We start from the raw sequence: 23,726 nt of genomic DNA on the forward strand, positions 1-23,726 counted from the left end.
TGCCTTACTGCCGTTATTCTTTGTTAACCTGCAACACCGCCAGAAACGCTTCCTGCGGAATCTCGATACTGCCCACCTGTTTCATGCGTTTTTTGCCGGCTTTTTGTTTTTCCAGCAATTTTTTCTTCCGGGTGATATCGCCACCGTAACACTTGGCCGTGACATTTTTACGCATGGCTTTTACCGTCGAGCGGGCAATCACTTTCGAGCCTATCGCCGCCTGAATCGCCACTTCATACATCTGCCTGGGTATCAGGTCCTTCATTTTTTCAACCAGGTCACGACCGCGACTCTGACTCAAATCCCGGTGCACGATAATCGACAAGGCGTCGACTTTATCGCCGTTGATCAACACATCCAGCTTCACCAATGGCGCCGGATCGAAACGCAAAAATTCGTAATCGAAGGAGGCGTAGCCGCGACTGACCGACTTCAAGCGATCGAAGAAATCCAACACCACTTCGCTCATCGGCAACTCATAATTCAGCGATACCTGGGCGCCGGCATATTGCATGTTTTTCTGCACGCCGCGTTTTTCGATACACAGATTGATCACATTACCCAGATAAGCCTGCGGTACCAGGATATTCGCCAAAATGATGGGTTCGCGGATTTCCACGATGGTACCTACATCCGGCAATTTGGCCGGGTTGTCCACCATCACCACTTCGCCGCCATGGGTTTCCACTTCGTAAACCACCGTCGGTGCCGTGGTGATCAGGTCTATATTGTATTCGCGCTCCAGCCGCTCCTGGACGATTTCCATGTGCAGCATGCCCAAAAAGCCGCAGCGAAAACCGAAACCCAGAGCCTGGGAAGTTTCAGCCTCGTAATTCAAGGCGGAATCGTTTAAACGCAATTTATCCAGCGCTTCGCGCATATCGCCGAAATCGTCGGAACTGACCGGATACAAGCCGGCAAACACCCGCGGCTGTACTTTCTCGAAACCAGGCAAGGCCGAGGCGGCAGGGTTGTCGGTGGCGGTAATGGTGTCGCCGACCGGCGCACCGAAGATATCCTTGATGCCGGCCACCATAAAACCGACTTCGCCGGTGTTCAACTGCTGTTTCTCGAGTTGCTTGGGCGTATATACGCCCAACTTTTCCACCAAAAACGATTTGCCGGTCGACATTACGCTAATCTTCTGTTTGCGACGCAAGCTGCCGTTGACGATGCGTATCAGCGACACCACGCCCAGATAATTATCGAACCAGGAATCGATGATCAGTGCTTGTAAGGGCGCATTTTCATCCCCGGCCGGCGGCGGGATTTTCTCGATCAATTGATCCAACACCAGTTCGACGCCGATACCGGTCTTGGCGCTGATTTTCAGCGCTTCGTCGGCCGGAATGCCGATGACGTTTTCGATTTCCTCCATCACCCGCTCCGGTTCGGCCGACGGCAGGTCTATCTTGTTTAAAACCGGCACCACTTCCAAGCCCTGCTCGATGGCGGTATAGCAATTGGCCACGCTTTGCGCTTCCACGCCCTGGGCGGCGTCGACCACCAGCAGAGCCCCTTCGCAGGCCGCCAGCGAACGCGAAACCTCGTAGGAGAAGTCCACGTGACCCGGAGTATCGATGAAATTGAGCTGATATGTTTCGCCGTCGCCGGCCTTGTAATCCAGCGTGACGCTTTGCGCCTTGATGGTAATGCCGCGTTCGCGTTCCAGATCCATGGAATCCAGTACCTGGGCTTCCATTTCCCTGTCGCTTAAGCCCCCGCAAATTTGAATGAACCGATCCGCCAATGTCGATTTGCCATGATCGATGTGGGCGATGATGGAGAAATTTCTGATATGTTTTTGATCCACTTACTGACTACTAAAGTTAAACTGAAAAGAGGGCGATGCGCCCTCGCCGGGAATAGTTTGAAGATTATCGGGCTAGCATTTGCCGGAATTGCGCGATGGTTTCGGCGGTTAACGGCTGCCGCTGATTGTCCCAGACCACGCCGTCCAGCTCCACCGCCAGCGTATCGATGGTTTCGATAAAGTCGTCGAATACCGCCAAGGGCTTGTCCACCTCGCGCGGCTGCATGTAAAACACGATACCCGGACAATAGAAATCCTCCAAGCCGGTATCGGGAAAGGTGCCTGGATCGATCATGCTGGCAACGGCAAAATCCACCAAGCGGTTTTTATCGATACGCTCGAACACTTTTACGCTACCGTATTCCAAACCGACGCGTTCGAAGGCTTCGAACAGGTCTTCGCCGTTGAAGCCTTCATCGGCGCGGGCCACCAGACTGAATTCGATCAACGCCGGCAGGGCGGTTTTGGGCTGCTCCTTGACGACATCCGCTTTGGCGCTTGCCCTGGGAACGGGGTTGATGGATTCGTCGTCGAGCAAGCCGTCGCCATCGACCGCATCGGGTATTGGAAAAATGTCCATTTCATCGTCGTCTTCGTCGACTTCAAATTCATCGACCAAGCTATCGCTGTATTCGGTATCGTCAAAATAATCGTCGGCGTCCCGGCGCTCGCGCAACGATTTGAAAAAATGCCACAACAGCATGCCTATCATCACCAGCATGCCGATCAAAATAATCACGACTCTCAATAATTCTTTATCCATCAGCTTTCCGCCATGCTCACTGCTTCTTCGATATCGACCGCCACCATTCTGGACACCCCAGGCTCCCTCATGGTAACACCTGCCAAATGTTTTGCAATTTCCATTGTGACTTTGTTATGTGAAATGTATAAAAACTGTACGCTGGCTGACATGTCCTCCACCATCTTGGAAAATCGCACCACATTGGCATCGTCCAGCGGCGCATCCACTTCGTCCAGCAGACAAAACGGCGCCGGATTCAGTTCGAAAATCGAAAACACCAAGGCCACCGCCGTCAGGGCTTTTTCGCCGCCGGACAGCAAATGAATCGAACTGTTACGCTTGCCCGGCGGCCGGGCGATGATGTTGACGCCGGCTTCCAGCACATCCTGTTCGGTCAGCTCCAGATAAGCCTGGCCACCGCCGAACAAACGCGGAAACTTTTCCTGCAAGCCGCTATTGATTTTGTCGAAGGTTTCCTTAAAGCGCTGGCGGCTTTCCCTGTCGATTTTGCTAATAGCCTGATCCAACGAGTTTAACGCCTCCATCAAATCATCATGCTGTTCGGTTAAAAACTTCATGCGCTCGGACTGGGTTTTGTACTCCTCGATTGCGGTCAAATTGATGGAACCCAGTCTTTCGATCTGCTCCGCCAGTTCATCCACCCGGCTTTTCCAGCTAGATTCCCTGGCGTCGGCCGGCAGCTTCGCCAATATCTGTTGCGGGTCGGCATCCGCTTCGCTCAATTGCTCGGCCACCGTTTGCTGGCGAACCCGGCTATCCTGCTGCTCGAAGCGTACCTTATCCAGGGCTTCCTTCTGCTTTTCCAAATCGCGCTGGGTTTGGGAATAAAGCTCAGCCAGCTGACTGACGCTTTGTTCGCTGGCCTGTTGCGCCTGGCGTTCGGCCGCCAGCCCGGTTTCGAAGCCTACCTTTTTCTCCAGCAACTGCTCCAGCAGCATTTTCTCGTCGTCCAGCGGCGTCAGGCTGAAAGCCAGTTTATGTTCCAGCTCGGCGATGCGATCGGCGGACTGTCGATGCTGCACCAACAGCCGTTCGATCTGCTTGGCTGTCAAGCCCTCGGAGGCCTTTAACGATTCGATTTGCGCGTGCAGACGCTGCAAATGCCGGCGGGCTTCATCCACCGAGGTGTCGGTATCCTGTTGTTGCGACTGAATTTGCCGGCTCAATTGTTCCAATTGCAGTTTTTTGTCGCCCAGTTCGCCCAAGGCCAGCTCGGCATCCTGTTTGATCAATTCGGCTTCGGAAATACTCTCGGCGTTTTCGGCCAAATGTTGGCCGATTTCCTCGATCTCGTGATCCAGCTGTTCCAGGCGGCGCTTTTGCTGCTCGAAGCGGGCGGACTGGGCGCTGAACTCCGCGCTCTTGGCGGAATATTCGGCGCTCAATAGTTTCTCTTGCCGCTGGTATTGCTCGCGATTAGCCTCGGCGGTTTTCAAGGCCTGTTCGCTGTCCGCCAGATGTTGCTCGTCTTCTACTATCGCCGACTGCAATTCGGACTGCAACAGCTTCAATTCGCGCAATTCCTTTTCCCGGTGCAGCACACCGGCCTTGCTATCGCTGCCCCGGCTGATTTTGATCCAATCCCTGCCCATCCATGTGCCGTCCGCCAAAACCACCGACTCGCTCCCCCGCAACTCCATTTGTCTGGCTTGCGCCAGCGTATCGGCGCAATAAATTCCGCTCAACAGACTGGACAAATCCCAACGGCCGCGCAGTTTTCCGGCCAAGCCGGCAGCCGCCGCCGAGACGTCTGTATCCGCGGGATGCGTTTCGAATACAATCAACGATTGCTTGCTGAGTTCCTGTAGCTCCGCAAGGATACTGTCGGCATTGTCGACGCATATCGCTTCCAGGTAGCTACCCAATACGGTCTCGACGGCGGTTTCCCAACCCTCTTCCGCCTCCAGAAATTCGGCCAATCGCGGTTGCCGTTCCAAACCGACCTGCTCCAACCACGCCGCCAGCTCTTTTTTATCCTTGCCCATGGCGTGCTGTTGCAATAATTCCAGCGAACTGATCTTACCGTTCACTTTTTGCAATTGGGCGCGGCGCTCATGCAAACGCTCGTGCAACTCTTTGATCTCCGGACGCAAGCCGGCAATCCGTTGCAATACATCCTCTAACTGCTGCTGCAGCAGGGCGCGTTCGGTTTCGATCAGCTCGATACCGCTTTCCAGGCTTTCCAGTTCGAATTGCAACTGGGCATCGGCCAAGCCTTCCCGTTCGCCTTGCAATTTATCCAGGCGGGCCTGTAACTGGCGACTTTGGTTTTCCAGTTGAATCAACTTGGTGCGCTGCACCTCGGCCTGCTCCCTATAAGCGGCGTTTTCGGCCAAGAAAGCCTCCCATTGCCGTTGCCACTGTTGTTTTCTGGCCTGCGCGTCCTGCTGTATACCCAACAGTTCTTCCTCGCGTTCCTTGGCGACAATCAGCGTTTCTTCCGCTTCCATCAAGGTCTGGCGGATTTCTTCCAACTGCAACCTATCCTGTTCGCATTCGCCTTGCGCCCGCTCCGCCTGCTGTTGCAGGCGTTCGATTTCGAGCAGGGTTTCTTCATGACTCTTTTCGCTATGCTTGATGGCCTGCTCCAGCCGGCCGATTTCGCCGACCACGGCGTAATATTCCGCCTGGGTGCCGTCCAACTGCTTCTGCTGGGCTTTTTGCTCGCCGCGCTTCAACTCCATGGTTTTTTCGGTATCGCGCAACAACACAAACAAACGGTTGTGCTCGGCGGCGATGCCTTGCAGCTTGTCTTCCAGCTGCTGGGCATGTTGCTGAAAGTTTTGCCAGCGCATGGCCAGCAATTCTTGTTTGTACTGGCGTTCCTGTTTTTTCAGTTCGGTATATTTCTCGGCCTTTTCCGCCTGCTTGGCCAGATTTTTAATCTGCTTTTCCACTTCGTCGCGCAAATCCTCCAAGCGTTCCAGATTCTCGCGGGTATGCCGCATGCGGGTCTCGGTCTCCGAACGGCGCTCTTTATATTTGGAAATGCCGGCGGCTTCCTCGATATGCACCCGCAAGTCTTCGGGTTTGGCTTCCACCATGCGGGATATGGTGCCCTGTTCGATGATGGCGTAACTGCGCGAACCCAAACCGGTACCCAAAAACAGGTCGGTAATGTCCTTGCGCCGACATTTGGAACCGTTCAACATAAACAGGGATTGACCGTCGCGGCTGACCTGGCGCTTGATGGAGATACTGGCGTATTTGGCATATTCGCCGCCGGCCTTGCCCTCGCTGTTGTCGAATACCAACTCCACCGAAGCCATGCCGACCGGCTTGCGTCCCGACGAGCCGTTGAAAATCACGTCGGCCATGTTGCCGCCGCGCAGATGCTTGGCGGAACTTTCCCCCATCACCCAGCGTACCGCGTCGATGATGTTGGATTTGCCGCAACCGTTCGGCCCGACGATGGCGGTCAAATTGCCGCTAATCGGTATGCTGGTGGGATCGACAAAGGATTTAAAACCCGAAAGTTTGATTTTCTCCAGTTTCATGACTGGCGGGGTACGCTCAAGACGGTTTACAAAGCCGGCTATTATCGTCGATAAGCAGGCTTTTTTGGAATGGAATTTGATTTGCGCATTCAAATCACCGGCATCAACAGGCGGGAATCGCATGCGCGGCGCAATTTTACCGAACAAATCGAAATCGACTTCAAATTCACGCACTTTTAGTATGGCAAGCGCTGGCGAACTTGGTATATTTGTAAGCTAAATCTTACACGAGGTTGAGCCATGGCCCAGCGTATATGAACAAAATTACCAGGCAATTGCTACTCGCTTGGACGCTGCTGAGCCTCGGATTGCTGACCACCGTTTACGGTAGCTGGTGGGCAAAACAGGCGATCGACGCCGACGTCCTGCGCCAGTTTGCCTTTGCCTGCGATCACGTAACCTTAAAAATTCGCGAGCGGCTGGGCGCCTATGCCATGACGCTGCGTAGCGGCGCCGCCTTGTTCGATGCATCCACCTTGGTGACTCGCCAGGACTGGAAAATTTTCACCGAAGCCCTGCGCGCCCAGGACAGTATTCCGGGCGTACAAGGCATTGGTTTTGCCGAGGCGATAGCACCGGAGCGCCTGGCTGGCCATATTGCCCGCGTTCGCGGCGAAGGTTTCCCGGAATACCGGGTCCATCCCGCCGGCGAGCGCGCATTCTATAGCGCCATCGTTTATCTGGAGCCATTCCGCGACCGCAATTTGCGCGCCTTCGGTTACGACATGTTTTCCGAGCCGGTAAGACGAAGCGCGATGGAACAGGCTCGCGATAGCGGCCAAGCCGCTTTGTCGGGCAAGGTCAGACTGATACAGGAGACGGACAAGGAAGTCCAGCCGGGCACCTTGATGTATGTGCCGGTTTATAGCCAAGACCTGCCGCGCAACAATGTGGCGCAACGCCGCCAAGCCCTGGTTGGCTGGGTATACAGTCCCTACCGCATGAACGATCTGATGTCCGGCATCCTGGGCGACTGGCGGCAACGCGGGGATCAAGTTATCGGCCTGCGTATCCATGACGGCGGCGTGGACTCGCCGGACACGCTGTTGTTCGCCAGCCAGCAAACGGCCGCGGAGGACGCGACATGGTTGCAACAGCGCCGCCTGATCAATTTCAACGGCCGGCCGTGGCTGTTGGTATTCGACCGGTTCGGCGGCCCATTTCATATCAGTCATGCACCGGCATGGGCCATACTGCTGGGCGGCATCGCGCTTAGCGGCCTGCTGTTTAACCTGATGCGGGCCAGGATTTTCAGCCAGATTACCGCCACCCGCATGGCCGACGACTTGACCCGCGAAATCCGCCATCGGGAACAATTGCTGAAGGATAGCGAATACCGTTGGCATACTGCCCTGGAGGGATTGGGCGACGGAGTCTGGGATTGGAATATGGCCGAAAACCGGGTGTTTTTTTCCAGACGTTGGAAGGAAATGCTCGGCTTCGCTGAAGACGAAATTCAGGACAGCTTCATCGAATGGGAAAGCCGCATACATCCGGACGACAAGACCGACATTCTGGCGGCGGTACGGGCCTACCTGGAAGGTGCCTCCCCATCCTATGCCGAGGAACATAGATTGCTGCATAAGGACGGCGGCTGGCGCTGGATCTTGACCCGCGGCGTGGTGGTTGCCCGCGACGACAACGGCAGGCCCTTGCGCATGATAGGCACGCATCTGGACATCACCGAACGCAAACGCATGGAACAGTCCCTGAGTTTTCGCCAGTTCAGTCTGGATCATGCGGGGGAGGAATTGTTTTGGCTGGACCGAAATGCCCGCATCCTGGACGCCAATAAAACCGCTTGCCAAAAACTCGGCTACAGCCACCAGGAATTATGCCAGCTGACCATTGCCGACCTCGACCCCTATTACCCGATGGAGCGGTGGCCGGAGCATTGGCGGGAGTTGAAACTCAACAAGAGCCTGCGTTTCGAATCCGCTCACAAGCGTAGCGACGGCACGATAATCCCGGTCGAAATAGTCGCCAACTACTTCGAGTACGACGGCAAGGAGTTCAATTGCGCATTGGCACACGATATCAGCGAGCGCAAACAGGCGGAAGAAACCTTAAAAGCGCTGCAATCCCGGCTGCAATTTCTGCTTGAATCCACACCCGCCATCATTTATGCCCGCCGGGCCTCGGGCAGTTTCGACACCACCTTTATCAGCGAGAATATCATTGCTCAATTGGGTTATCGGCCGGAGGATTTTATCGGCGAAAGCGGTTTCTGGCTTAACCGCATTCATCCGGAAGATCGCGCCCGGGTGTTGGCGGAACTGCCGCAAGCCTTTCACGGCGGCCCGCATAAACAGGAGTACCGTTTTTTGCATAAAGACGGCGAATACCGCTGGATGCATGACGAACTGGTGCTGATTCGGGACAGCGAAGGCAAGCCCTTGGAACTGGTCGGCTACTGGTCCGATATCAGCGACCGCAAAAAAGCCGAGGATGAGTTGCGCATTGCCGCCGCCACTTTCGAAACCCACGAAGCCATCATGATTACCGATGCAATGGCTAATATTCTGCGGGTCAACCAGGCTTTCGAGCACATTACCGGTTTTTCCGCCGCCGAAGTGATAGGCCGGAATCCGCGCATTTTGAGTTCCGGGCGCCACGATAAGAGCTTCTATCAGGCCATGTGGGCACAATTGCTCACCGCGGGAACCTGGGAAGGCGAGATCTGGGACAGACGCAAGAACGGCCAAATCTACCCGAAATGGCTGACCATTACCGCCTTGAAGGACATCCGCAACCAACCCACCGAGTACGTGGCCATCTTTACCGACATCACCGAACGCAAACAGGCGGAAGAGGAAATCCGTCATCTGGCGTTTTACGACCCCCTGACCAAATTGCCCAATCGCCGCCTGCTGCTCGACCGTTTGCATCTGGCCCTGCTGGCATCCGAACGCAGCAGGCAATACGGTGCCCTGCTGTTCCTGGACATGGACAAATTCAAATCCCTCAACGATACCCTGGGACATAACATCGGCGACTTAATGCTGATCGAAGTAGCCGAACGCATCAAAACCAGCATCCGCGAAGTGGATACCGTGGCGCGGTTCGGCGGCGACGAATTCGTGGTGCTGTTCGAAAATATCGGCGATGCGGCCGAGGAAGCCTCCCAACGCGTCAGCCTGATTGCGGAAAAAATCCGCGCCTGCCTGACCCTGCCGTTCCACTTTCAACCGCATATTCATATCAGCTCGCCCAGCATAGGCGTGTGTTTATTCCAGGGCCACGCGCTGGCGGCTGACGACGTGATCAAACAAGCCGACATTGCCATGTATCACGCCAAAAACAGCGGCCGCAACCGGGTGCATTTCTTCGACCCGGCTTTACAGCATACCGTGGAATGGCGCGCCGCCATGGAGTCGGATTTACGCAAGGCATTAGCCCAACGGCAACTGCAACTGTATTATCAAATTCAATACGATAACCGGGACCGGCCTTTCGGCGCGGAGGCCTTGCTGCGCTGGACCCACCCGGAGCGGGGCATGATTTCGCCGGCCCAATTCATCCCGATCGCCGAGGAAACCGGCTTGATACTGGACATAGGCCTTTGGGTAGTCGAAACCGCCTGCCGGCAACTGGAGGCATGGCGCAACAGCGAGCGCACCCGCAACCTGATACTGGCCATCAATGTCAGCGCCCACCAATTCATGATGCCGGACTTTGTCGAGTCGATAGCGAACATCGTGCGGACGCACGCCATCGTCCCCGAAAGCCTGAAGCTGGAACTAACCGAAAGCGTGATTTTGCACGATATCGACGATGTGGTGAACAAAATGCTCGCCTTGCGGGCACTGGGCGTCCGCTTGTCCCTGGACGATTTCGGCACGGGTTACTCATCCTTGTCTTACCTGAAACGGCTGCCTATCGATCAAGTCAAAATCGACCAAAGCTTTGTACGGGATATCGCGACCGACGCCAACGACGCGATGATGGTGAAAAACATCATCGACATTGCCTTGAATTTTCAGCTGAATGTTATCGCAGAAGGGGTTGAAACCGAACAACAGTTTCAATTTTTGAAACAAAACGGCTGCATGGCCTACCAGGGTTACTTTTTCGGCAAGCCCTTGCCCATCGACGAGTTTGAAGCGCAATTGCTGTCGCAATCCCCGCTTACATTGCAAACCTAGACCCGCCGCGTCACCAAGGGCTAATCGAGCGCAAAACCAACTTCCAGCAGTTCCAGTGTTTGCCGCCTGATCTGCTCCGAGACAGCCGAATCCAGTCGCGCCAGCCAACGCGGGGGAATTTGCCCCAAGCCATGCAAAGCACCGGCCAGCATGCCGGCCAAGGCTCCGGTGGTGTCGGCATCGCCGCCTTGATTGACGGTGGCGACAACACAGGCTTCGAAACCCTCGGTATTAAAAAAATGGTGCAGCACCGTTTGCACTGTGTCGACGATATAAGCACTGGCCTTGCCCGGATAGGGCTGATAGGCGAATTCGCCGAATTGGCCTATCAGGCTATCGATTTCCGTTTTGCAGTCCGCCAAGGCCTCGCCTTTTATCAGCCGGCCGGTCAACCGGCCCAGCGCCAGCGTGGCGGCGTCGGATAACGGGTGATTATGGGTAATATGCGCTTGCTGCAAGCTCCAGGCAGGGAAATCCTCCGACCTGCGCAAGGTTGCCAGCACCACCGGCAGATTGCGCATGCAGGCACCGTTACCGGCCTCGTCGTCGCGCGGCTCGCCCCGCAAAACACCGCTGTCGCGGTAGCGCAAAATACCGCGTCGGCAGGTGTTGCCTATGTCCGGCGGCTCGCTTTCCAGCCAGGCGACGAAATTATCGGCGACGACACTCAACGTCCAACCCCGCCGCCGAAGAATCGCGTCCCCAAGCGCCAGCGACATCTGGGTATCGTCGGTGACCTGCCCGGCCGCCAAACCCAGCCAGCCGCCGCCCGTGATTTCGCTGTGCACGCCGTGGCGCTTTTGAATCTGTCGGGGCGTCATAAACTCCACCGTCGCCCCCAGCGCGTCGCCGCAGGCAAAGCCCAAATAAGCGCCCAGCGCCCTATCCAATAACTGCCGCTCCATCATATATCCCCGTTTAACGCTGTACCTTGACCCGATAATCCCCGCCTATCGCCAAATATTCGGCTTCGCCGTGCAAGGCATGATGCGGCAGTAATTCGTTGAAAAAGATCAGCTTCACTACCGGCACTTGCACCTCCAGTATATATGCGCCAAATTCGCCGGCAATGCCACGCCTATCGGTAAACGACACCAGACTGTTGAAACGCACGACTTTTTGAGTTTTATCCGCCCCCACCACGCCGTGCTCATCCAGGGTATCGACGCCGCGATACAGGGTGATATGGCGATCGGCCGGTATCTGAAAGCGTTCTATCACCCATTGGCAATATTCGTACAGCAAATCCAACTGCATATAAATACAGTTGTTATGGTAGCGGCTGTTCATCTTTTCCTCGATATAAACCAACCAATCCTTATCCATAAAACCGATCAGCGGCTGTTTGTGAAAACTCGGGAACAAACCGAAACGGCTTTCCACCCAACCTTTAAAAACCGCGCCCTGGGCATTGTTGGAATCCAAGCCCCAATCCTGTATCAGACGCAAATAGCTGTTCCGAAAGCGCCGCCGGCCTTGTTTATCCACGCCCAGGCGCTGCTCCGTTTCAAAACCGAATACCACGCACATGTAATCCTGAAATACCCGCCCGCAAGTCGCCAAATCCTGCTGTTGAGCCAGTTTGTCAAACAAGCCCGCCGCCGCTTCGCGGGTACCGGCGATATGCAGGGCTTGCGGATTGTCATTGAAAAGCGGGCTGGCCATGCATTCGGTGGCAATGCCGATCAGGTTGGTGCTGTGACCGTGGAGAGAAATTGCGGACATCAATTCATGCAAATAGCCAAGTAAAAGCGCAATCTTCACATCAAATTCATGATTAAACCAGTCCTCGCCGCTAGACTGGCATTTTTGCGTTTGCACGGCACACTATGCGCAAGCCATCGGCCCGGAAACCGGCCATGACCACGCGTTTTGCGCCCGCTTCGCCGCGATGATCGGCTTTTGGTCATTTAACTGTTACATTAGCTGCCAATTTCAACGTTTAAGCACCCGGACGGATCGTTTAATCTCCCATGCCTCAATCCAAACACATTATCATCGTCGGCGCCGGCCCCGGCGGCCTATGCGCCGGCATGCTGCTGAGCCAGCGCGGTTTCAAAGTCTCGATTTACGACAAAAACAGCGAAGTCGGCGGCCGTAATCGCGCCATACGCATGAACGGCTTTACCTTCGATACCGGGCCTACCTTTTTGTTGATGAAAGGCGTGCTGGATGAAATGTTCGCCTTGTGCGAGCGCCGCAGCGAGGATTATCTGCAATTTCTGCCCTTGAACCCCATGTACCGGTTGGTGTACGACGACCGGGAACTGAATGTGTTTTCCGACCGCGACAACATGCGCGCCGAGTTGCTGCGGGTATTCGACGAAGGCGCCGACGGCTACGGGCGCTTTATCGAAAACGAGCGTAACCGCTTCAATGCGCTGTATCCCTGTATAACCCGGGATTATTCTTCGCTGGCTTCTTTTTTCTCCTGGGATTTGCTCAAGGCCCTGCCCTGGCTGGCCTTCCCGAAAAGCGTCTTCAACAATCTGGGGCAATATTTCAATCAGGAAAAAATGCGCCTGGCGTTTTGTTTCCAATCCAAGTATTTGGGCATGTCGCCGTGGGATTGCCCGGCCCTGTTCACCATGCTGCCTTATCTGGAACACGACTACGGCATCTACCATGTAGCCGGCGGCTTGAACCGTATCGCCCAGGCCATGGCCGCCGTGATTCTGGAAAATGGCGGCGAAATCCATACCGACAGCCCGGTGCAATCCTTGTTGATCGAAAACGGCGCGACCAAGGGCGTCAAGTTGCAAACCGGCGCGACAGTGCGCGGCGATGAAGTGATCGTCAACGCCGACTTTGCCCATGCCATGACCCGGTTGGTTGCGCCGGGAGAGCTGCGCAAATACGGCCACGAGGCCATGGAAAAGCGCGAGTATTCCTGCTCCACTTTCATGCTGTATCTGGGATTGGACAAACAATACGACCTGCCGCACCACACCATCGTCTTCGCCAAGGATTACACCAGCAATATACGCAACATCTTTCGGAATAAAACCCTGACGGAAGATTTTTCGTTTTATGTGCAAAATGCTTCCGTCAGCGATGCCAGTCTGGCGCCGGCCGGCAAATCGGCTTTGTATGTCTTGGTGCCCATGCCCAACAATGACAGCGGCCTGGACTGGCCGGCGCACTGCCAAAACGTTCGCGAGCAGGTGCTGGACACGCTGGGCGCTCGGCTCGGCTTGAGCGACATTCGCGCGCATATCGAATGCGAAAAAATCATTACCCCGCAAAACTGGGAAACCGACGAGCACGTATACAAGGGCGCCACCTTCAGCCTGTCGCACAAATTCAGCCAGATGCTGTACTGGCGACCGCATAACCGCTTCGAGGAACTGGACAATTGCTATCTGGTTGGTGGCGGCACCCATCCCGGCAGCGGCCTGCCCACCATTTACGAATCGGCGCGGATTTCCTCCAACCTGATTTCCAGAAAACACCGGGTGGCATTCAAGGACATTCAACACAGTACTTGGCTGAAAAAAGCGTGAGCATGGCGATGTTGCAGGCGATTTCGCCGCTAGACGGCAAACTGCTGGGCGAATATACGCCCAGCTCCGGAACAGACATTCAACGGCAGTTGCTAGCCGCGCGCAATGCCGCCGATATTTGGCGCCAAGTGCCGATCAAAACCCGTTGCAAAATTTTGGGGCGACTGCTGCCCTTGCTGCTGGCGGATTTGGACCATCTATGCGACCGCATCGTACAAACCACCGGCAAAGTCCGCACCGAAGCCCTGCTGGGCGAGATTTACCCCATTCTGGATTTAACCCGCTATTATCAAAAACATGCCGCCGCGATTTTGCGCCCGCAAAGCATAGCGACTTCGCCGTTCGCGTTTCCGGGCGCCACGGCCGGCATCGAGCGCCGCCCTTATGGGGTGGTGGCGGTCATTTCCCCCTGGAATTACCCGTTTCAACTTAGTCTGGCGCCCTTGTTGACGGCCTTGTTTGCCGGCAACGCGGTGCTGCTGAAAACCTCCGAATTCAGTTTGCCGATCGGCCGCTTAATCATGGATTTGTGCCAAAAACTGGAATTGCCCGATGGTTTGGTGCAATGGATAATCGGCGATGCCGGCGCCGGCGAACAACTGCTGGATGCCGGCCCGGACTTGGTATTTTTCACCGGCGGCCTGAACAGCGGCCGGGCGGTCATGCAACGCGCCGCGCAACACCCCATCCCGGTACTACTGGAACTGGGCGGCAAGGACCCGATGCTGGTATTCGCCGATGCCGATCTGCCACGCGCTTGCGCCGCGGCCTTGTATGGCGCCTTCTGCAATAGTGGCCAGGCTTGCGTTTCGGTGGAACGCTTATACGTGCAGCAAGCCTGCCATGCGGAATTTTTACAGCTTTTACGGACAGGCCTGGCCGATATCAATGTCGGCCACGGCCCGCAAGGCGATTTGGGCGCCATGACCAGCGAACGGCAGTTCGATATCGTAAAAGCGCATTACGTCGATGCCATCGCCCAAGGCGCGCAAGCATCCGGCCCGCTGGAACGGCAAGGCAATTATGTCAAACCCGTGCTGCTGTGGAATGTACACCACGGCATGCGGCTGATGCGCGAGGAAACCTTCGGCCCGCTGTTGCCGCTGATGGCTTTTCAAGATGAAGCCGCAGCCCTGCAACTGGCCAATGACAGCGAGTTCGGCTTGAATGCCAGCGTCTGGAGCAAGGACATCGGCAAGGCCGAACGCATCGCCGGCCAATTGCATACCGGTAACTGGGTGATTAACGACGTGTTGAAAAATATCGGTCATCCCGGCCTGCCCTTCGGCGGCGCAAAAAAAAGCGGTTTCGGCCGCTATCACGGCGCCGAAGGCCTGCGACAGTTTACTTATCCGGTGTCCGGCCTTACCAGCCGCAGCCATTTGCCCCGCGAACCCAACTGGTTCCCGTATTCCGAGCTGCGCTATCAACACTTCAAGGGCTACATCGATTTTGTCTACGGCTCCGGCTCGCTGCCGCAACGCATCAAACGCAACTGGCCAGCGCTGGAAGCCTTCAAGGAATACTCGGCGTTCGATTTAACCCAGCGCTGGCAAAATTTAAAATTATGGCTGTCATGGCAACGGGATTACTGATGCAACAAATCAACAACAAAAATGTCGTGGTGATTGGCGCCGGCTTGGGAGGCCTGTCCGCCGCCATTTCCTTGGCATCCGAGGGTTTTAGCGTCGAATTGGTGGAAAAAAACGACAAGGTTGGCGGCAAACTCAACATCATGAGCAAAGACGGTTTCACCTTCGATTTGGGGCCGTCAATTTTGACCATGCCGCACATCTTCGAAGCGCTGTTTAGCCGAGTCGGCAAAAACATGGCTGACTATGTTGGCATCGAAAAAGTCGAACCGCACTGGCGCAATTTTTTTGAGGACGGCACCACTATCGATTTATGCGCGGATGCAGACGCGCAGCGCCGCGAATTGAACAAATTGGGCCCCGATACCGCCGCCGAATTCGAACGTTTCATGGCTTATTCGCGCAAGCTCGGCAAGGAAACCGAAGCCGGCTATTTCGCCAAGGGTCTGGATAGCTTCGGGGAATTGCTGAAATTTTACGGCCCGCTGCGCAGCCTGAATTTCGATGTATTCCGCAACATGGATCAGGGCGTACGCCGGTTTATATCCAATCCCAAACTGGTCGACATTCTGAATTACTTCATCAAATACGTCGGCTCCTCGCCTTACGATGCACCGGCCCTGATGAATCTGATGCCCTACATCCAATATGAATACGGCCTGTGGTATGTCAAGGGCGGCATGTACGGTCTGGCGCAGGCCATGGAGAAACTGGCACTGGAACTGGGCGTCAACATCCGCTTGAACAGTGAAGTGCTGGAAATTCAACACGACGGCGCCCGCGCCAGCGGAGTGGCCTTGCAACATGGCGAGGTGCTGGCGGCCGACATCGTGGTATCCAACATGGAGGTGATTCCGGCCATGCAAAAACTGCTGCATAGCCCGGCCGCCGCGCTGAAGAAAATGCAGCGCTTCGAACCCAGTTGTTCCGGCTTGGTGTTGCATCTGGGCATTGACACAATTTACCCGCAACTGGCCCACCACAACTTCTTTTATTCTGATCACCCGCGCGAGCATTTCGATGCGGTGTTCAAAAGCCACTGTCTGTCCGACGACCCGACCATCTACCTGGTTGCGCCCTGTAAAACCGACCCGAGTCAGGCACCGGCGGGCCACGAGATCATCAAAATCCTACCGCATATTCCGCATATCGATCCGGCAAAGCCTTTGACCGCCGACGATTATTGGGCCTTGCGGGAACGGGTGCTGCTGAAGCTGGAACGCATGGGTTTGACGGATTTACGCAAGCACATCGTTACCGAAGAGTATTGGACCCCGCTGGATATTCAGGCCAAGTATTATTCCAATCTCGGCTCCATTTACGGCGTGGTGGCTGATCGCTGGAAAAACCTGGGTTTCAAGGCTCCGCAACGTAGCGGGGAATTACGGAACCTTTATTTCGTCGGTGGCAGCGTGAACCCCGGCGGCGGCATGCCGATGGTGACGCTTTCCGGACAACTGGCGCGCGATAAGATTTTGGCGGACATGCAAGCTTAATAAATTTTCGCCGCGATTGATGGCATGCTTGTCAAAACACGGACGGTGCGGGGTTTGTTACCGCCAAACGTAAGCATTTTTTTAAAGGCCCGGCCGGAGTCGTTTTGCGATTTTCGCATCCCGGCCTTGCGCAAAGCCTAACGCTTATGTGGCGCGGACTAGCGATCTGCAGACCACTTTAATCGTTAATATGCTCACCACAGTTAATGCATGCACTCATACCAAGCCCATAAGCCGTTAAAAACATTAAATAACAGTAAATTGGCAAAAAGTCCGCTTAACCTGGACTCATATTAAAATTAGATTAAAGTCACATTTTTCTTAGCAGCAATACTCCGTTTGCATATACTTGGGTCGGGGGAGAGCATCCAATTCTATTTTTTTTAAGGTGATAATCATGATTAGATTCAAAAATATTGTGACTTGTTTAATGGTGATGCTGCTTGCATATGCACCATTAAGCAATGCTTCACAGCTCAGCTTACCCGGTATACCGGAATCGGGAACGCCCAACTTTACCAATTCCGCGGAAATCAATCTGTTTAGTCTCGGCAATGACAATTACCTGTTTGCCGCCACCAACGCCGGCTCGCCGATAACCTTTAACCTGGGGTCCTCCAGTGTTACCTCTACCGCATCCAATCCCGGCGAATTCTTTTTGACGGCACTGTTTTCCGGCAACGGCACCTTCAAGTCCGGCACATTGTCGATTTTCGGTTCGATACCCTATCCGTTCGCCAGTCTTCCCGGCGTTTACATAAGCGGCGACTTGTTGACCGCAAAACTGGAAAATTTCGCCTATGACGGCGATAACCTCGGCTTTGCAACCAACCAACTTAGCGGCTTCGGCACCTTGTTCGGAACCTACGAGAGCGTGTATCTGTCCGCAGCAGGCATCGCCAGCGCCCTTGGCTTCGGCAGCGGAGCGTTGATTCCCACCAGCGGCCCCCTCAGTGCCAGCGCCATCACCACCGTACCCGTGCCGGGAGCCGGCTGGTTGATCGGTTCCGCATTCGGCCTGTTTACGCTGCTGCGCAAAAACAGATCAACCGGCGAAACGCTGGTCGGCGCATAAAAGATTTGTTTCAAATCGTCATAAATTACAAAGCTTTGTACCTTATTCCAAAGGGCCGATCAGGCCCTTTTTTTCGCTCCTTCGATTAAGCGCGCCTATCATTAACGGGCCGTTTTAGCGTCAACCGCTTGCCCCGGGTACAGCTATCGGCAACCTAAATCCGCCGTATTCCCGCGCTAAAAACTCGACCATTATCCCGTTCCATCCGGCATTCAGCCCAAGTTGGGCTTGGTTTTATGTCCGTAAAAACTCGACCCGGCTTTACCTGTATTTCCGACATTTTCCAGCCCGGCAGATAAATTTACACCCGCACACTTGTTCTTTTTTTGTTTTCATATATGCTTTAGAAAACAAAAGAAAAACATTTTGACAGGCCGCCGCTTCCCGGCACACAAGCCCGTCTGAATGCCTAATTCGTGCCTAAGCAACAAACCCTCGGGAGTAACCGTCATGATGAGTCAGTCCGTGCATATGAAAGATCAAAAAGCCAATCAAAACGCCATGCGCAGCCGGCTATACCGGCAATTCACCATCAATCGGCTGGAAGACCTGACCGTGGTGGTAGTGTTATGGGGTGTATTTCTGCTGGCCGGCGCCGGTTAAAATACCGGCATGTATCAACTAACTTTTTATGTTCCCGCCAGCCATCTGGATCAGGTAAAAAATGCCTTGTTCGAGGCTGGAGCCGGGCGTTTTAACGATTACGACCAATGCGCCTGGCAAACCTTGGGCCAAGGCCAGTTCCGCCCGCTGGCGGACAGCCGGCCCTTTTTGGGGCAGATAGGCAAACTGGAACGGCTGGCGGAATATAAAGTGGAAATGATTTGTGCCGACGCGCAAATAAAAGCCGCCATTAGCGCCTTGCTGGCCGCTCACCCCTATCAACAACCGGCCTATGCGGTTTACAAAATACTCGATGCAAGCGATCTATAGTGGCCCACCATGCGCCGGTGGCGCTATCGCTCAACCAAGACGGGCGGGACAATTCAAGCTTCCGCAACCGTTGCGGCGCGGTCTTTACGGCAGTTTTATCCGCCGACCTTGAACAGCAAAACTCACGGCAAGGGTTTATATGCCAACAACTTGGCCAATGTCTCGAGAATCGCGCCACGAGGATGGGACCGCAGCCAAACCAAAGCAATAGTCCGGCTAGGCCGCTGGCTGATATTGATGTAGCGAATGTCGCTATCCTCGGCCTGAACGGCAACGGACGGCATCAAGGTGACCCCGACGCCGTTCTTGACCATGAAACGCAAGGTTTCCAGGCTGGAAGCCCGAAAATCGTGTTCCACGAATCGGGATGGGTCGCACAACTTCAAGGCCTGATCGCGCAGGCAGTGCCCCTCATCGAGTAACAACAGATGCTCCCTGGCCGCCATGTTCAGGTCGACTTCCTCCAGATTGGCCAGCGGGTGGTCGGCACACACGGCCAAGGTAAAAGGGTCTTCGAACAGCGTCCGGCATGTCAGTTGCTCATGCTCGACCGGCAGGGCCAGCATGGCCGCATCCAGTTTTTTGCCCAGCAGCAAGGCAATCAGCGCATGGGTTTTTTCCTCGACCAATTGTAATTTAAGCTCCGGGTAGTGCTGCTTAATGCGGAAGACATACTCCGGCAGCACATAACTGGCCAGCGAAGGAAACGCCCCCAGCGACAGCATGTTGCGATGCCTGTCGCTGGCATGGACGGCGATTTGCCTGATGCCCTGAACGTCCGCCAGAATTCTTTTCGCAATCGGCAAAATTTCCTGACAGGTATCGGTCACTTCCACGCTGTTTTTCTCGCGCACGAACAATTCCACGCCCAAATACTCCTCGAGCTTTTTGATTTGCGTGCTCAAGGTCGGTTGGCCGATCGAGCATTGCTCGGCGGCCTGACTGAAGTTTTTTAATTCAGCTACCGCCACCAGATAGCTTAAATCGCGCAGGTTCATAGCTGCTTAATCCCTTAACATGAGTTATTTGGCCGAAATAGGACTTTTCCAATCATACCATCTTGCAAGCGCCGCCCATTGATTTGAAAAATGGGCCTATCGATGAAATGAATTTCAAACGAGAGGCATAATCAGGTTGAATACACCCGCCGAAACGATCAATTTACGGGCTTTTATTTCGCTGCTTCGCCTATTAAAAATACAAATTATGCGTATCCAATCAGCGAAGCCGTATTGACCGCTTCATTTATCTGCAACGACATCGTCGCTATTTTTAGCATTCACCCACAATCTGAAATAGAGGTGCACCATGAAAACCAAACAACTATTCCTGGCTTCCGCGTTAGCGGTAGCCATTTGCTCGGCATTGCATACCCCACCGGCCTTTGCCGATATGCAACCCACGACCAACAGCTTTTGGTGGCCGGAACAATTGGATTTAAAGCCGTTGCGCCAGAATGCGGCCGAATCCAATCCGCTGGGCAAGACCTTCAATTACGCCGAACAATTCAAGACCCTGGATCTGAAAGCGGTAAAAAAAGACATCGCCGGCGTGCTGCATACCTCCCAACCCTGGTGGCCGGCGGATTACGGCAACTACGGCCCGTTCTTCATCCGCATGGCCTGGCATAGCGCCGGCGTGTATCGCATCTTCGACGGCCGCGGCGGCGCCTCCGGCGGTCAGCAACGCTTCGAACCGCTGAACAGTTGGCCGGATAACGTCAATCTGGATAAAGCCCGCCGCTTGCTGTGGCCGGTCAAGCAAAAATACGGTGCCAAATTGTCCTGGGCCGACCTGATGGTATTGGCCGGCAACGTGGCGTTGGAAGAGATGGGTTTCAAAACCCTGGGCTTCGCCGGCGGCCGAGCCGACGACTGGGAAGCCGAACTCGTCAACTGGGGTTCGGAAAAGCAATTTCTGGCCGACCAGCGCCACAACGATAAAGGCGAACTGGCCAAGCCCTTGGGGGCCACGCAAATGGGCCTGATCTACGTCAATCCGGAAGGCCCCGGCGGTAATCCCGACCCGTTGGCGGCAGCCAAACACATCCGCGAAGCCTTCGGCCGCATGGCGATGAACGACGAAGAAACCGTGGCATTGATCGCCGGCGGCCATACCTTCGGCAAGGCCCACGGCGCGCATAAACCCGACGAATGCGTCGGCAGGGAACCGGCCGCCGCCGGTATCGAGGAGCAAGGTTTGGGCTGGGCCAACCAATGCGGTGCCGGCCACGGCGCCGACACGGTCAGCAGCGGCCTGGAAGGCGCTTGGTCGACCAACCCGACTCGCTGGACCCACGATTACCTGACCTGGCTGTACACCTTCGACTGGCAGCAAAGCAAGAGCCCGGCCGGCGCGACGCAATGGATTCCCAAGGACAACAAGGGCGAAAACTTCGTACCCGACGCCCACGATTCGACTAAACGCCATCCGCCCATCATGTTCACCACCGATCTGGCCTTGAAAATGGATCCGGATTACCAAAAAATCTCCAAGCGTTTTCTGGATAACCCCAAGGAATTCGAAGCCGCCTTCGCCAGGGCCTGGTTCAAGCTGACCCACCGCGACATGGGGCCGAAAGCGCGCTACGTCGGCGCCGAAGTGCCGGCCGAAGACTTTGTCTGGCAAGACCCGATTCCCAAAGTCGACCACAAACTGATTGACGCCAAGGATGTCGGCAAATTGAAATCGGCCATCCTGGCTACCGATCTGACGATACCGGAATTGGTCAGAACCGCTTGGGCTTCGGCGGCCACTTTCCGGGGCACCGATATGCGCGGCGGCGCTAATGGCGCGCGGATTCGGTTGGCGCCGCAGAAGGATTGGGAAGCCAACGATCCGGCCGAACTGGCTAAGGTGCTGGCGCGCCTTGAAACCATTCAGACCGACTTTAACCGCGGCTTGAAAGGCGGCAAGAAAGTCTCGTTGGCCGACGTGATCGTGCTGGGCGGTTCCGCTGCGGTGGAAGAAGCGGCTAAGAAGGCCGGCGTCAAACTGCAAGTACCTTTTAAACCGGGCAGGATGGATGCGACGCAAGAACAAACCGACGTGCATTCAGCGGCGGTGCTGGAACCGAAAGCCGACGGCTTTCGCAATTACTTCGGCCAGGATAACAGCCTGTCGCCGACCGAAATGCTGGTCGAACGCGCCAACTTCCTGACCTTGAGCGTACCGGAAATGACCGTGCTGGTGGGTGGCATGCGGGCGCTGGATGCCAACGCCGGCCATTCCCAACACGGCGTGTTCACCAGCCGGCCGGGGACCTTGAGCAACGACTTTTTCGTCAACTTGCTGGATATGGGCACGCAATGGAGCAAGTCGGCTAACGAAGGCATCTATGAGGGCAAGGACCGCGCAAGCGGCCAAGTCAAATGGACCGCGACGCCGGTGGATTTGATCTTCGGTTCCCATTCCGAGTTGCGGGCGGTGGCGGAAGTTTATGCGTCCGACGATGCCAAGGAAAAATTCGCGCTGGACTTTGCCAAGGCCTGGGCCAAGGTAATGGAATTGGATCGGTTCGACAACTGATTGGCTGGCCCGAAACCCAACTCGACCGTATCCGGTCGAGTTGGGCGTCCCGTCAGCCGTTGGCTGAATGCCAGCCGCGGAATTCCCTGCAAACGTCCGCAACCCATGCTTAATGAAGGAACATGAATTAGGCATCGGCTTTCGAATAATTTTTCCCCTGGCTACTTCAAGCTAATGCCATTACCATGCGCTTTCCCGGAAAGCGCCCATTGCTCGGCGCGTTTAAATACAAGCCGGCTCTATTCATTTTTCCCGCCCAATGCCGGCAATCAAGCGGATGACGGCGCTAACATTTATATCGGGAGTGCCTCGAATGGCCTTGGTTTCATTACGACAAGTTTTGGATTATGCGGCGGAGCACGGTTTTGCCGTTCCGGCTTTCAATATCAGCAACATGGAACAGGTACAAGCCATCATGGCGGCGGCGGACGCCTGCGATAGCCCGGTGATCATGCAAGGTTCGGCCGGCGCCAATCGCTACGCCGGCGAGATTTTTTTACGCCATCTGATTCTGGCCGCCGTCGAACAATACCCCCATATTCCGGTGGTCATGCACCGCGATCACGGACCCTCGCCGGAAATTTGCGCGCAAGCGATTCAAGCCGGCTTTAGCTCGGTGATGATGGACGGCTCCCTGCTGGAGGACATGAAAACCCCGGCTTCTTTCGAATATAACGTCGACGCCACCCGCGCGGTGGTGCGGATGGCGCATGCTTGCGGAGTTTCCGTTGAAGGCGAAATAGGCTGCCTGGGCGCATTGGCCGGCGAACAAGATCATCAGCGTTTGTTGACCGATCCCGATGAAGCGGTGGCGTTTGTCGAACAGACCGGCGTCGATGCCCTGGCCGTCGCCATCGGCACCAGCCATGGCGCCTATAAATTCAGCAAGCCACCCACCGGCGAGGTTTTGGTGATCGACCGTCTAAAAGCCTTGCAACAGCGCCTGCCGAATATGCACTTCGTGATGCACGGTTCCAGTTCGATACCGCCAGAGTGGCTGGAAATCATCAACGCATACGGCGGCGCCATCCCGGAGACCTATGGGGTACCGCTGGCCGAAATCGTCGAGGGGATCCGATACGGTGTCCGCAAGGTCAATATAGACACCGATTTGCGCATGGCTTCGACCGGCGCCATGCGCCGCTTTTTGGCGCAACCTGAAAATGCAACCGAATTGGACGCCCGAAAAACCTATCAAGCCGCCAGGGACGCCATGCGGGCGCTTTGCCAGTCGCGTTATGAAGCCTTCGGCAGTGCCGGGCACGCGGACAAAATCAAGGCCATCCCGCTTGGCGAAATGGCCAAACGCTATCGCTAGCCTATCGATGCCGCAATGCCTATCATCGCTCCCAACGCCGGCACGAACGGGGGCGGGGAG

At 55.4% G+C, this 23,726-nt stretch carries 15 protein-coding genes; 9 read left to right on the top strand and 6 right to left on the bottom strand.

The window, feature by feature from the left end:
- Positions 1-13 precede the first annotated feature (13 nt).
- From lepA to smc, 3 genes are all read right to left on the bottom strand, one after another.
- On the bottom strand, positions 14-1,813 hold the full coding sequence (lepA, locus tag NP590_RS08995; RefSeq protein ID WP_256602023.1) for a translation elongation factor 4: 1,800 nt from the start codon (positions 1,811-1,813) through the stop codon (positions 14-16).
- A gap of 64 nt (positions 1,814-1,877) precedes the next feature.
- Positions 1,878-2,576, bottom strand: coding sequence for a cell division protein ZipA C-terminal FtsZ-binding domain-containing protein (locus tag NP590_RS09000; RefSeq protein WP_256602024.1), 699 nt, complete (start codon positions 2,574-2,576; stop codon positions 1,878-1,880).
- The gene (smc, locus tag NP590_RS09005) at positions 2,576-6,076 is read right to left on the bottom strand and encodes a chromosome segregation protein SMC (protein WP_256602098.1); all 3,501 of its coding nucleotides are present in this window, start codon (positions 6,074-6,076) and stop codon (positions 2,576-2,578) included. The genes NP590_RS09000 and smc overlap by 1 nt, the downstream gene beginning before the upstream one ends.
- Positions 6,077-6,330: 254 nt before the next feature.
- Here smc and NP590_RS09010 point away from each other — a divergent pair, with 254 nt between their 5' ends.
- Positions 6,331-10,221, top strand: a complete 3,891-nt coding sequence (locus NP590_RS09010) for an EAL domain-containing protein (RefSeq protein ID WP_256602025.1) — start codon at positions 6,331-6,333, stop codon at positions 10,219-10,221.
- 20 nt (positions 10,222-10,241) lie between these two features.
- Here NP590_RS09010 and draG read toward each other — a convergent pair whose 3' ends face one another.
- Together draG and NP590_RS09020 are read right to left on the bottom strand one after the other, a co-directional pair.
- Complete coding sequence (gene draG, locus NP590_RS09015; protein ID WP_371927286.1) at positions 10,242-11,129, bottom strand: ADP-ribosyl-[dinitrogen reductase] hydrolase; 888 nt, start codon at positions 11,127-11,129, stop codon at positions 10,242-10,244.
- 10 nt (positions 11,130-11,139) lie between these two features.
- Entirely contained in the window at positions 11,140-11,946 is an 807-nt protein-coding gene (locus NP590_RS09020; protein WP_256602100.1) for an NAD(+)--dinitrogen-reductase ADP-D-ribosyltransferase, read from the bottom strand.
- Between the two features lie 248 nt (positions 11,947-12,194).
- Between NP590_RS09020 and NP590_RS09025 the strand changes: the two genes are divergently transcribed.
- From NP590_RS09025 to NP590_RS09050, 6 genes are all read left to right on the top strand, one after another.
- Positions 12,195-13,724: a phytoene desaturase family protein gene (locus tag NP590_RS09025; RefSeq protein ID WP_256602027.1), complete on the top strand. Its 1,530-nt coding sequence runs from the start codon at positions 12,195-12,197 to the stop codon at positions 13,722-13,724.
- A complete protein-coding gene (locus tag NP590_RS09030) occupies positions 13,706-15,319 on the top strand; it encodes an aldehyde dehydrogenase family protein (RefSeq protein ID WP_256602028.1) in 1,614 nt (537 codons plus the stop codon). The genes NP590_RS09025 and NP590_RS09030 overlap by 19 nt, the downstream gene beginning before the upstream one ends.
- Positions 15,301-16,812 (top strand): phytoene desaturase family protein, encoded by a 1,512-nt coding sequence (locus tag NP590_RS09035; RefSeq protein WP_256602029.1) that lies wholly within the window; start codon positions 15,301-15,303, stop codon positions 16,810-16,812. Before NP590_RS09030 ends, NP590_RS09035 begins: the two co-directional genes overlap by 19 nt.
- Positions 16,813-17,209: 397 nt before the next feature.
- Positions 17,210-17,887, top strand: a complete 678-nt coding sequence (locus tag NP590_RS09040; RefSeq protein ID WP_256602030.1) for a hypothetical protein — start codon at positions 17,210-17,212, stop codon at positions 17,885-17,887.
- Between the two features lie 450 nt (positions 17,888-18,337).
- A complete protein-coding gene (locus NP590_RS09045) occupies positions 18,338-18,490 on the top strand; it encodes a hypothetical protein (RefSeq protein WP_256602031.1) in 153 nt (50 codons plus the stop codon).
- A gap of 9 nt (positions 18,491-18,499) precedes the next feature.
- A complete protein-coding gene (locus NP590_RS09050; protein ID WP_256602032.1) occupies positions 18,500-18,820 on the top strand; it encodes a YqfO family protein in 321 nt (106 codons plus the stop codon).
- A 122-nt stretch (positions 18,821-18,942) separates the two neighbouring features.
- On the opposite strand, the gene NP590_RS09055 is transcribed toward NP590_RS09050, so the two are convergent.
- Positions 18,943-19,818 carry a LysR substrate-binding domain-containing protein gene (locus NP590_RS09055; protein ID WP_256602033.1) on the bottom strand — a complete coding sequence of 292 codons (876 nt, stop codon included), beginning with the start codon at positions 19,816-19,818 and terminating at the stop codon, positions 18,943-18,945.
- 310 nt (positions 19,819-20,128) lie between these two features.
- Between NP590_RS09055 and katG the strand changes: the two genes are divergently transcribed.
- Entirely contained in the window at positions 20,129-22,348 is a 2,220-nt protein-coding gene (katG, locus tag NP590_RS09060; RefSeq protein WP_256602034.1) for a catalase/peroxidase HPI, read from the top strand.
- A 313-nt stretch (positions 22,349-22,661) separates the two neighbouring features.
- Positions 22,662-23,666: a class II fructose-bisphosphate aldolase gene (gene fba / locus NP590_RS09065; RefSeq protein ID WP_256602035.1), complete on the top strand. Its 1,005-nt coding sequence runs from the start codon at positions 22,662-22,664 to the stop codon at positions 23,664-23,666.
- Positions 23,667-23,726 lie beyond the last annotated feature (60 nt).

The sequence above is a fragment of the Methylomonas subterranea genome, from assembly GCF_024505185.1.
Classification (GTDB): domain Bacteria; phylum Pseudomonadota; class Gammaproteobacteria; order Methylococcales; family Methylomonadaceae; genus Methylomonas; species Methylomonas subterranea.